This window comes from Pseudomonas sp. S34 (genome assembly GCF_009866745.1).
In the GTDB taxonomy this organism is placed as follows: Bacteria; Pseudomonadota; Gammaproteobacteria; order Pseudomonadales; family Pseudomonadaceae; genus Aquipseudomonas; species Aquipseudomonas jessenii.
On record NZ_CP019398.1, the window covers coordinates 1565603 to 1577680 of the forward strand.

General features: G+C 60.8%; 7 protein-coding genes and 1 pseudogene. 4 read left to right on the top strand and 4 right to left on the bottom strand.

The features are described 5' to 3' along the window. Window positions 1-170 precede the first annotated feature (170 nt). The 3 genes and pseudogenes from hrpA to PspS34_RS06870 all read left to right on the top strand — a co-directional run bounded on the left by hrpA (window position 171) and on the right by PspS34_RS06870 (window position 5527). Window positions 171-4082, top strand: a complete 3912-nt coding sequence (gene hrpA, locus PspS34_RS06865) for an ATP-dependent RNA helicase HrpA (RefSeq protein WP_154860790.1) — start codon at window positions 171-173, stop codon at window positions 4080-4082. A gap of 4 nt (window positions 4083-4086) precedes the next feature. Further along, window positions 4087-4161: pseudogene (locus PspS34_RS28855) on the top strand (outer membrane lipoprotein carrier protein LolA); the annotation flags it as partial. 244 nt (window positions 4162-4405) lie between these two features. Then, window positions 4406-5527 carry a beta-ketoacyl-ACP synthase III gene (locus PspS34_RS06870; RefSeq protein WP_057715981.1) on the top strand — a complete coding sequence of 374 codons (1122 nt, stop codon included), beginning with the start codon at window positions 4406-4408 and terminating at the stop codon, window positions 5525-5527. A 309-nt stretch (window positions 5528-5836) separates the two neighbouring features. Here PspS34_RS06870 and PspS34_RS06875 read toward each other — a convergent pair whose 3' ends face one another. Further along, the gene (locus tag PspS34_RS06875) at window positions 5837-7168 is read right to left on the bottom strand and encodes a putative porin (RefSeq protein ID WP_057715980.1); all 1332 of its coding nucleotides are present in this window, start codon (window positions 7166-7168) and stop codon (window positions 5837-5839) included. A 281-nt stretch (window positions 7169-7449) separates the two neighbouring features. Between PspS34_RS06875 and PspS34_RS06880 the strand changes: the two genes are divergently transcribed. Then, the gene (locus PspS34_RS06880) at window positions 7450-8574 is read left to right on the top strand and encodes a GNAT family N-acetyltransferase (protein WP_154860789.1); all 1125 of its coding nucleotides are present in this window, start codon (window positions 7450-7452) and stop codon (window positions 8572-8574) included. An 11-nt stretch (window positions 8575-8585) separates the two neighbouring features. On the opposite strand, the gene aqpZ is transcribed toward PspS34_RS06880, so the two are convergent. The 3 genes from aqpZ to PspS34_RS06895 all read right to left on the bottom strand — a co-directional run bounded on the left by aqpZ (window position 8586) and on the right by PspS34_RS06895 (window position 12076). Then, a complete protein-coding gene (gene aqpZ / locus PspS34_RS06885) occupies window positions 8586-9284 on the bottom strand; it encodes an aquaporin Z (RefSeq protein WP_090453724.1) in 699 nt (232 codons plus the stop codon). Between the two features lie 301 nt (window positions 9285-9585). Then, window positions 9586-11418, bottom strand: a complete 1833-nt coding sequence (locus PspS34_RS06890; protein ID WP_150813363.1) for an ABC transporter ATP-binding protein — start codon at window positions 11416-11418, stop codon at window positions 9586-9588. Between the two features lie 94 nt (window positions 11419-11512). Then, complete coding sequence (locus PspS34_RS06895; protein WP_090453726.1) at window positions 11513-12076, bottom strand: peptidylprolyl isomerase; 564 nt, start codon at window positions 12074-12076, stop codon at window positions 11513-11515. Window positions 12077-12078: the final 2 nt, after the last annotated feature.

Below are 12078 nucleotides of genomic sequence, written 5' to 3' on the forward strand. Positions count from 1 at the left end.
GACGCCATCGCGAGCAAGCTCGCTCCCACATTTGACTGCAGTGTGCCCTGATTTTGTGGTCGCTATACATCCAGTGTGGGAGCGAGCTTGCTCGCGATCGGCCGCGCAGCGGTCGTAAAATCTGCGACAATCCGCACCCTGCGCCACTAGACGACTGAATTGCGTACCCGATGACCGACGAATCGCCCTCCATCGACAAACTGCTGAAAAACCTCGATCACGCCATGCTCGCCGACCGCCACCGGCTGCGGCGGCAGTTGCTTGAGCTGCGCAAGAAACCCGACGAGGCCAGGCTGGGCCAGTGGGTGACGCGGATGCAGGCGTCCTGTGAGCAGGTACTGGCGCGCAAGGCCAGCCTGCCGGTGATCCGTTACGACGACAGCCTGCCAATCGCCGCCAAGCGCGACGAAATCAAAAAGGCGCTGGAAAAGCATCAGGTGCTGATCATCGCCGGTGAGACCGGCTCGGGTAAAACCACCCAGTTGCCGAAGATCTGCCTGGAAATCGGCCGCGGCCAGCACGGCCTGATCGGCCACACCCAGCCCCGCCGGATCGCTGCGCGCAGCGTCGCCAGCCGGGTCGCCGAAGAACTCGGTACACCGCTGGGCGCGTTGGTCGGCTATCAGGTGCGATTCGAGGATCAGAGTGATTCCAGCACCCTGATCAAACTGATGACCGACGGCATCCTGCTGGCGGAAACCCAGAATGATCGTTATCTGGAACGCTACGACACGATCATCGTCGACGAGGCCCACGAACGCAGCCTCAACATCGACTTCCTGCTCGGCTACCTGAAAACCCTGCTGCCGCGCCGTCCCGACCTGAAAGTCATCATCACTTCGGCAACCATCGACCTGGAGCGTTTCTCCAAGCACTTCGATGACGCGCCGATTGTCGAGGTATCCGGCCGCACCTATCCGGTGGACACCTGGTATCGCCCGCTGACGCTTGAGCAGGACGAAGAGGGCAATCGCGTCGAGGACGATCTGACGGTGGATCAGGCGATCCTCGCCACCCTCGACGAAATCGCCGCCTACGAGCGCAGCGAACGCCGCAGCCCCGGTGACGTGCTGGTGTTCCTGCCCGGTGAACGCGAGATTCGCGACGCCGCCGACATGCTACGCAAGGCTCAGCTCAAGCACACCGAAATCCTGCCGTTGTACGCGCGGTTGTCGCCGGCCGAGCAACAGCGGATTTTCCAGTCTCACCCAGGCCGTCGCGTGGTTCTGGCGACCAACGTCGCGGAAACCTCGCTGACCGTGCCGGGCATTCGCTACGTGATCGACAGCGGAACGGCGCGCATCAGCCGCTACAGCTACCGCGCCAAGGTCCAGCGCCTGCCGATTGAAGCGGTTTCCCAAGCCAGCGCCAACCAGCGTAAAGGACGATGCGGGCGGGTCGAGCCGGGCATCTGCGTGCGCCTGTACAGCGAAGAGGATTTCCTCGGTCGCCCGGAGTTTACCGATCCGGAAATCCTGCGCACCAACCTCGCGGCGGTCATTTTGCAGATGCTGCATCTGCGCCTCGGCGAAGTCACCGCGTTCCCGTTCATCGAGCCACCGGATGGCAAGGCCATCAGCGACGGTTACAACCTGCTGCAAGAACTTTCGGCGGTGGACCGCAACAGCCAGCTGACTCCGCTCGGTCGCCAACTGGCGCGGCTGCCGGTGGACCCGCGCATGGGCCGCATGCTGCTGGAAGCGGCGAAGCTCGGCAGCCTGCAGGAAGTGCTGATCGTCGCCAGCGCCATGTCGATCCAGGACCCGCGCGAGCGTCCGCCGGAGCGTCAGCAAGCGGCGGATCAGGCCCACGCCCAGTGGAAAGACGCCGACTCGGACTTCGCCGGGCTGGTCAATCTGTGGCGTGGTTTCGAAGAGCAGCGCCAGGCGCTGACGGCCAGTCCGCTGCGAAACTGGTGCCGCAAGAATTTCCTCAATTACCTGCGCCTGCGCGAGTGGCGCGACTCCCATCGCCAATTGAGCCTGATCTGCCGCGACATGCAGCTGAGCCTCAATAAAGAGCCGGCGGACTATCCGAAACTGCACAAAGCGGTGCTGGTGGGGTTGCTCAGCCAGATCGGCCAGAAAACCGAAGAGGGCGATTACCTTGGCGCCCGTCAGCGGCGCTTCTGGATTCACCCGTCGTCGGGAATCGGCAAAAAACGCCCGCAATGGTTGATGACCGCCGAACTGGTGGAAACCACCAAGCTCTACGCGCGTATGGTCGCCAAGATCGATGCCGACTGGATCGAGCCGCTGGCCGGGCACTTGATCAAGAAGAACCACTTCGAGCCCCACTGGGAGAAGAAGCGCGGTCAGGTCGTGGCGTTCGAGCAGATCACCCTGTTCGGGTTGATCGTGGTCGGGCGCCGGCCGGTGCATTACGGCCCGGTGGATCCGGTGGTTTCACGCGAGTTGTTTATCCGCGAAGCACTGGTACGCGGCGAGATCCAGTCGAAAGCCAAGTGCCTGACCGCCAACAAACAGCTGCTGGAACAACTCGACGAACTGGAAGCCAAGGCCCGCCGTCGCGATATTCTCGCCGACGAAGAAACCCTGTACGCCTTCTACGATGCACGGCTGCCGGCGGAGATCCATCAGACCGCGACCTTCGACAGCTGGTACCGGATCAACAGCCAGAAAGACCCGCAGCTGCTGATCATGCGCGAAGAAGACGTGCTGGCCCGCGAAGCCAGTGAAGTCACCGCCCAGCATTACCCGGATACGCTGCATATCGGCGATCTGGAATTAGCCCTCAGCTACCACTTCGAACCGAATCACCCGCGCGACGGCGTGACCCTGCGCGTGCCGGCACCGCTGTTGCCGATGCTGCCACCGGAACGCCTGGAATGGTTGGTGCCGGGCGTCATCGAAGCCAAGTGCATTGCCCTGGTGCGCAACCTGCCCAAGGCCTTGCGCAAGAATTTCGTACCGGTGCCGGACTTCGTCAAGGCGGCCTTGCAGCGTATGACCTTTGCCGAGGGCTCGCTGCCTCAGGCCTTGGGTCGCGAACTGCTGCGCATGACCGGTGCCCGCGTCAGCGATGAAGCCTGGAGCGAGGCCGCGCAGCAGGTCGAAAGTCATCTGCGGATGAACCTGGAAATCGTCGACGCCCAGGGCAAGTTCCTCGGCGAAGGTCGCGATCTGGCCGAGCTCACCGCGCGTTTCGCCGAGGCCAGCCAGGCTGCATTGGCGGTGCCGCAAACCGCGAAGAGCCAGCAACCGGTGGAGCCGAAAGTGTTTGCCGCCGTGGCCGAGAAAACCCAACAGAAGATCGCCGGACTGTCGATGACGGTGTATCCGGCGCTGGTGGAAGAGGCGGGCACGGTCAAGGAAGGACGTTTCTCCACCCCGGCCGAAGCCGAGTTCCAGCATCGCCGTGCCCTGCAACGCTTGCTGATGCAGCAACTGGCTGAGCCTGCGAAGTTCCTGCGCGGCAAGTTGCCGGGCCTGACCGAATTGGGCCTGCTGTACCGCGACATGGGACGGGTCGATGCGCTGGTGGAAGACATTCTGCTGGCCAGCCTCGACAGCTGCATTCTCGAAGGTGAAGACCCGCTGCCCCGTGACGGCGCCGGTCTGGCGTCCCTGGCCGAGCGCAAGCGTGGCGCCTGGACCGAGCACGCCGAACGTGTGGCGAAGCTGACCCTGGAAATCCTCAAGCTCTGGCATGGCCTGCAAAAGCGCTTCAAGGGCAAGATCGATCTCGCCCAAGCCGTGGCCCTGAACGACATCAAGCAGCAGCTCAGCTACCTGGTCTATCCGGGGTTTGTCCGGGAAACGCCGATGCAGTGGCTCAAGGAGTTGCCGCGTTACCTCAAGGCGATCGAACAGCGCTTTGAAAAAATCGGTGCCCAGGTGCAGCGCGACCGGGTCTGGAGCGGCGAATTGAGCGGCCTGTGGACGCAATACCAGACCCGCGCCAGCAAACACGCCCAGGAAGGCAAGCGCGATCCGCAGCTGGAGTTGTATCGCTGGTGGCTGGAGGAATACCGGGTTTCGTTGTTTGCGCAACAGTTGGGAACCAAGGTGCCTATCTCCGACAAGCGGCTGAACAAGCAGTGGAGTCAGGTAGAGGCCTGACACAATCCCTGTAGGAGCGAGCTTGCTCGCGATGGTCGTCAACGATAACGCTGGGAACCTGACACCCCACGGCGTTCTCTAGTCCATCGCGAGCAAGCTCGCTCCTACAAGTATTGCGTTGCTCTCGCAAAAGGCGCCAAAACCCAAGGTTTATGGCAAACTTCGCGACCATAAACGCCAGTTTCGCGACCTAGAGCCTTCGACCCGGTTGCGAGCAGGAATAAAGCGATGCCAGGTTTGCGTCCCCCGGATGGGAATAGACCCTTTGTGTATTGGTACGACGGTGCCAATGCTTTCTGCCTGAACAGATTAGAGACACGACCATGCATAACGTCGTCATCAGCGGCACCGGCCTGTACACCCCGGCCAATAGCATTTCCAACGAAGAGCTGGTGCAGTCTTTCAATACTTACGTCGCGCAATTCAACGCCGACAACGCCGATGCCATTGCGCGCGGTGAAGTGGAGGCATTGACCGAATCCAGCGCCGCGTTCATCGAAAAAGCCTCGGGCATCAAGAGCCGCTTTGTCATGGACAAGGATGGCATCCTCGACCCGCAGCGCATGGCCCCACGCCTGCCGGAGCGCTCCAACGACGAGTGGTCGGTGCTGTGCCAGATGGCCATCGGCGCGGCCGAACAAGCCTTGCAGCGCGCCGGCAAGACCGCCGCGGACATCGACGGCGTGATCGTCGCCTGTTCCAACCTGCAGCGCGCCTACCCGGCCATTGCCATCGAAGTCCAGGAAGCGCTGGGCATCCAGGGTTTCGGTTTCGACATGAACGTGGCGTGCTCCTCGGCGACCTTCGGTATCCAGACCGCCGCCAACAGCGTGCAGCTGGGCCAGGCCCGGGCGGTCCTGATGGTCAACCCGGAAGTCTGCACCGGCCACCTGAACTTCCGTGACCGCGACAGCCACTTCATCTTCGGTGACGCTGCCACCGCGGTGATCATCGAGCGTGCTGACCTGGCGACGTCCAAGTACCAGTTCGACATCGTCAGCACCAAGCTGCTGACCAAGTTCTCCAACAACATCCGCAACAACTTCGGCTTCCTCAACCGCGCGGCGGAAGAGGGCATCGGTGCCAAGGACAAACTGTTCGTGCAGGAAGGCCGCAAGGTGTTCAAGGAGGTCTGCCCGTTGGTTGCCGAGCTGATCGGTGAGCATCTGCAGGAAAACCAGCTCAACGTCAGCGACGTGAAGCGCTTCTGGCTGCACCAGGCCAACCTCAGCATGAACCACCTGATCGTCAAGAAACTGCTGGGTCGCGACGCCACCGAACAGGAAGCGCCGGTGATTCTCGACACCTACGCCAACACCAGTTCCGCCGGTTCCGTGATTGCGTTCCACAAGAACCAGGACGATCTGGCTGCAGGTTCGCTGGCCGTGCTCAGCTCGTTCGGTGCCGGTTATTCGATTGGTAGCGTGTTGCTGCGCAAGCGCTGAAATTGTTTTAACTGTCGTAGCTGCGATTTTTTTGGCAGGGCTTTTGTGGCGAGGGGGCTTGCCCCCGTTCGGCGACGAAGTCGACGTAGAACAGGCTGATACGGTATGTCTGTCAAATTGCAGTGGCCGGGTTTGGGATCGCTTCGCGATCCAACGGGGGCAAGCCCCCTCGCCACAATGAATATGTGCAGGCGGGGATATGAAAACAGCCCGGCGTTGATGTGTCGGAGGATGATGGGGACCGATACATCAAAGCCAGGCTGTAAAAGCGTCCCGGGCTTCCTTGCCCGAGTCGTATAGCGGGGTGAATCAGAACTTGGCTTCGGCATCCAGTTGCAGGGTGTTGATGTCCGAATCGGTTTTTTTGATGTTGGCGTTGGTCTGGTCCGAGGTCGCCATGTAGTAGGTCGCGCCCAGGGTGAAGTTCTTGTCCAGTTCGTAGCTCACTTTCAGCTTGCTGCCGCGCGAACCGGTGAAGCCGTTGGCGAAGTCGGAGTCGGTGAAGGCGCCCACCACAGCGTTACGCTGTACGTCGCGGTAGTTGTAGTCCACGCCGAAGCCGTAGAGCTTGGTCTTGACACCGGCCAACCAGCCAGTGTCCTGGTCGTTGCTGGCATCGGCGTTGTTGACGTACTGACCGTACAGCGACAGCGGTACTGGCAGGTTGGAGAAGTCCAGCTGGCCAAAGCCTTCGTACAGTTTGAACTGTTCGCCCGGGCTGTTGCCGTTGACGGCCAGTGCGCACGGCGTGGTGACGGTGCCGCTGGTAGGGCAGGCGCTGCTGTCATCGTTGTCGTAGGCGTAGAGACTGCCGCCCAAGGTCATTTTCATGCTGTCGGTGATGGCGAAGCGACCACCCAACTGGCCGGCATACAGGCGCAGGTCGTGCTTGAACTGCACGCCTTCACCGTCGACGTTGTCCTTGAGGGTGTAGTGACCGGCGCTGCCGAACAGCTCGGTGCTGCCGCTCAGCGGGTACTTGTAGGTAACGGCCAGACCTTCCGGGCTGATGTCGCTATCCCAGATGATGTCGCCCATGCTCACCCATTGTTGCGGCATCTTGCCGCCAACCAGGTGCAGGTTCTTGATCGCGTCCGGGTGGTAGTCGACGTAACCCTGGTCCAGCCAGATCTGCTTCTTGTCGAAGTAGTTGTCCAGGCTCTGGTTGGTGGATCGAGCGTCGTCGTTGTTGCCGGTGGCGATACGGATACCGGTGTCGACTTGCGGGTTGATTTCGGTGTAGGCACCCAGGCGGGCACGAATGCGCTGACGGTCCTGGTCTTTGTTGTTGGATACGCCATCGTTGTGCACGGTTTCCTGACGGAAGCGCACGTCGCCCTTGAACTGGGTCTTGGCAGCCCAGGCCAGTTTCTGGTCGAAAGCGCTCAGTGTGTCGGTTTTCTTCGCGGTGGCCGCGATTTGCTCGTTGGTCTCTTGCTGAGCCTGACGGGCGATCTGCTGTTCTTTCTGATCCCTGGCCAGCTCGGCTTGCAGTTCGCTGTACTGCGCGCTGGTGATCGAGCCGTTAGCCTTGAGCATGTCGAGCAGTTTGGCGTCGACTGCGGCACTGGCCGGAACACTCATGGCCAGCAACAGTCCACCGCACAAGGCCGCCGCAGTTTTCGTGGAAGCAAGACGCATATCAATCTCCGAAGATGAGAGGGGATGACAGAGCCATCCGGGACACAACCGACCATAAGGGGGCGGAAAACAGTGGCCGGGTATAACCCGGCGCTCTAAAAACAGGCGCCAGTATCGCGATGGTTTATTACAGGGCGGTGGCAATGTGATGTCATGTCGATGACGATACAAAGCTGCCGTGAACTATTGAGTTAGAGCGCTGTCGTCGTTTTGCCCGTGTGCATTGCAGAGCGATAGGCGATACTCGCGGGGCTTTCACGCCATGAAGAGTGAGGATGGTGATGCCGTTGCAACGCCTGCAAAAACTGTCAGAAATCGCCCCGCAGACGTGGGACGCACTGGTGCCCGAGACTCAGCCTTTTCTGCGTCACGCCTTTTTGAGCGCTCTGGAAGACAGCGGCAGCGTCGGACCCCATACCGGCTGGCAGCCCGAGCATTTATTGCACGTCGAAGGGGATCGACTGATCGCCGCGCTGCCCGGTTATCGCAAGTGGCATTCCTATGGCGAGTACGTGTTCGATCACGCCTGGGCCGATGCCTGTGAACGTGCCGGCATCGACTACTACCCCAAGCTGTTGAGCGCGGTGCCGTTCAGTCCGGTCACCGGGCCGCGGCTGTTGGCGGCCACGGTCGAAGACGGCTTCGAGTTGTTGAAAAGCCTGCCGGGCTACCTGGAGCTTGAAGGGCTCTCCAGTGCCCACATCAATTTCACCGATCCGTTTACCGACGCGGCACTGAGCGAGCAACCGGGCTGGCTGCAGCGCGTTGGCTGTCAATACCACTGGCAGAATCGCGGCTACCGGGATTTCCAGGACTTCCTCGACGTTCTCAGTTCGCGCAAGCGCAAACAGATGCGCAAGGAGCGCGAGCAGGTGGCCGGCCAGGGCTTCGAATTCGAATGGCTGGCGGGGCGGGAACTGAGCCAGGCGCAATGGGATTTCGTCTATGCCTGCTACGCCAATACGTACGCGGTGCGCCGGCAAGCGCCGTACCTGACGCGGGAGTTTTTCAGCCTGCTGGCCGAGCGCATGCCTGAGTCGATTCGCGTGGTACTGGCCAAACAGGGTTCAAGGCCGGTGGCGATGGCGTTCAGTCTGGTGGGGGGCGACAGCTTTTATGGCCGTTACTGGGGATGCCTGGCAGAGTTCGATCGCCTGCATTTCGAGACCTGTTTCTACCAGGGCATGGACTATGCCATTGCCAACGGTTTCCAGCGTTTCGATGCCGGAGCCCAGGGCGAGCACAAACTGATTCGCGGATTCGAGCCAGTCATTACGCATTCCTGGCACTACTTGCGGCATTCGGGATTGAAAGCTGCGGTGAAAGACTTCCTGGAGCAGGAGCGGCTGGGGGTGCTGGCTTATGCAGAGGATGCGAAGTCAGCCTTGCCTTATCGACAGGGCTGAACTTCAGCGTGTCAGCTTTCTTCCTTGCCCAGCCAGCGATACAGCACGCCACCGACCACTGCACCCAGTAGCGGCGCGACCCAGAACATCCACAGTTGTTGAATCGCCCAGCCGCCGACGATCAGCGCCGGGCCGGTGCTGCGCGCCGGGTTGACTGAAGTGTTGGTGACCGGGATCGAGATCAGGTGGATCAGCGTCAGCCCCAGGCCGATGGCAATGGGTGCCAGTCCTGCCGGTGCACGTTTGTCGGTGGCGCCGAGGATGATCAGGATGAACATCGCGGTCATCACCAGTTCACAGACAAACCCTGCCGCCATCGAATAGCCGCCAGGCGAGTGTTCGCCGTAGCCGTTGGACGCCAGGCCTCCCGCCAGTTCGAAACCGGGTTTGCCGCTGGCAATGAAGTACAGCAGCGCGGCGGCAATCACACCGCCAATGACCTGGGCAATGATGTAGGCCGGCAATTCCTTGGCCGGAAACCGTCCACCCACCACCAGGCCGAGGGATACCGCGGGGTTGAGATGACAACCGGAAATATGGCCAATGGCAAAAGCCATGGTCAGCACTGTCAGGCCAAACGCAAAGGACACCCCGAGCAGGCCGATCCCCACCTCCGGAAAAGCCGCCGCCAACACTGCGCTGCCGCAACCACCCAACACCAGCCAGAACGTACCAACCAACTCAGTCGCCGAACGTTTTAACAGAGACATAGGAGAGTGCCCTTTCGAGATTATGCTGCCTTTAGCATCCAGCTGATGGACTGCAGAACCATCTCCAGAACGTTGAAGTCAGTACAGCACGGTTTTTTCAGAATTCCAGCAGGCACAAAAAACCGCCAGGGCCCGTTGTTCGCGGGTCCTGGCGGTTTTCTAAAATTTTTCGGCTTCACTGGGACTCTGTGGGAGCGAGCTTGCTCGCGATAGCGGCGGACCAGACAACATTGCTGTCGACTGACACTCCGTCATCGCGAGCAAGCTCGCTCCCACAGGGATTGGTGTGTTGATCAAGGGATCAATCGATCCCGACAAACCCACCGGTCTGGTGTTGCCACAACCGCGCATACAAACCGCCATGGGCGAGCAGCTCGGCGTGGGTTCCGGTTTCGGCGATCTTGCCGTTTTCCAGCACCACCAGCCGGTCCATCCGAGCGATGGTCGAGAGCCGGTGAGCGATGGCGATCACGGTTTTGCCCTGCATCAGGGTCTCGAGACTTTCCTGGATCGCCGCTTCGACTTCCGAGTCCAGTGCCGACGTGGCCTCATCCATGATCAGGATCGGCGCGTCCTTGAGCAGTACCCGGGCGATGGCGATGCGCTGGCGCTGGCCGCCGGAGAGTTTCACCCCGCGCTCACCGACGTGGGCATCGAAACCGGTACGGCCTTCAGCGTCCGACAACGAAGGAATGAAACCGTCAGCCCGGGCCTTGTGCACCGCTTCCCAGAGTTGGGCGTCGGTGGCGTCGGGTTTGCCATACAGCAGGTTGTCACGGATCGAACGGTGCAGCAGCGAGGTGTCCTGGGTGATCATGCCGATGCGTTCGCGCAGGCTTTCCTGGCTGACGTCGGCGATGTTCTGGCCGTCGATCAGGATGCGTCCGCCTTCGACGTCGTACAGGCGCAGCAGCAGGTTCACCAGGGTTGACTTGCCGGCGCCGGAAGGGCCGATCAGGCCGATTTTCTCGCCAGCCTTGATGCTCAGATTGAGGTCGCCGATGATCCCGCTCTGCTTGCCATAGTGGAAATCCACCTGTTCGAAGCGTACTTCGCCACGGGCCACCGCCAGGGGTTTGGCCTGGTCGCGGTCGGTGACGCTGACCGGTTGCGAGATGGTCTGCAGACCGTCCTGCACCATGCCGATGTTTTCGAAAATGCCGGTCACCACCCACATGATCCAGCCGGACATGTTGACGATGCGGATCACCAGGCCGGTGGCCAGGGCAATCGCCCCGACGCTGATCAACGACTGCGTCCACAACCACAGGGCCAGGCCGGTGGTGCAGACGATCAGCAAGCCGTTCATGCTGGTGATGACCACGTCCATGCTGGTGACGACACGGCCAGCCAGTTGCGCCTTTTCGGTCTGTTCCTTGATCGCTTCGCGGGCGTATTGCTGCTCGAAGTTGGTGTGGGCGAACAATTTCAGGGTGGTGATGTTGGTGTAGCCGTCGACAATCCGCCCCATGAGTTTGGAGCGCGCATCGGACGCCACCACCGAGCGATCCTTGACCCGTGGCACGAAGTAACAGAGGGCGCCGATGAAGGCGAAGATCCAGGTCAGCAGCGGGATTATCAGGCGCCAGTCGGCTTCGGCGAACAGCACCAGGGAACTGATGGCGTAGATCAGCACATGCCACAACGCATCCACGGCTTGCACGGCGGAATCGCGCAGTGAGTTGCCGGTTTGCATGATGCGTTGGGCGATGCGCCCGGCGAAGTCGTTCTGGAAAAAATTCAGGCTCTGCTTGAGCACGTAGCTGTGGTTCTGCCAGCGGATCATGCTGGTCATGCTGGGGCTCAGGGTCTGGTGCACCAGCAGGTCATGCAGGCCCACGAAGATGGGGCGCAGCACCAGCGCAACCACCACCATCCAGGTCAGTTCGAGGGCGTGATCCTGGAACAGATTGATGTTCGGCGTGCCTTGGGCCAGGTCGATGATACGGCTCAGGTAGCTGAACAACGCCACCTCGATCAACGCACCAATCAGGCCGACGATCAGCAGGGCGGCGAAGCTCGGCCAGACCTGCTTGAGGTAATAAGTGTAGAAAGGGAAAACCCGGTCCGGCGGAGACGCCGTCGGTGCTTCGCGGAAAACATCGATCAGTTTTTCAAAGCGGCGATAAAGCATTGGTTGTTCGCCCGCGAGCGGGCTCTCCTTTTAACGTTTTGAGCGTTGCCGGCAAACACCGGCAACGGCTCGGACATCCTTGTCCAGCTTAGTCTCAGTCGATGCGCTTGGCTGACTTGATGAACACCGGATCGGCCGGCACGTCGCGCATACCGTTTTTGCTGGTGGTAGGCGTGTTGACGATGATATCGACCACGTCCATGCCCTTGACCACTTTGGCGAACACGGCGTAGCCGGCGTCGCGACCCGGATCAAGGAAATCGTTGTCCTTGACGTTGATGAAGAACTGGCTGGTGGCCGAGTCAGGATCGGAGGTGCGAGCCATCGACAGCGTGCCACGCACGTTATGCAGGCCGTTGCTGGCTTCGTTCTTGATCGGGTCCTTGGTCGGTTTCTGCTGCATCGAGGAGGTGAAACCACCGCCCTGGGCCATGAACCCCGGGATTACCCGGTGGAAAATCGTGTTGTTGTAGAAACCACTGTCGACGTACGCAAGGAAGTTCTTGGTACTGATCGGGGCCTTGACCGGGTCCAGTTCGATTTCGATCTGGCCGTTGGTGGTGTCCAGCAGCACATGCGGTGCCTTTTCCGGCGTCGCGGCCATCAGGTTGGCGGCAAACAGGACGGTGCCTGCGGCGAGGGCGATTTTTTTCAGCATGG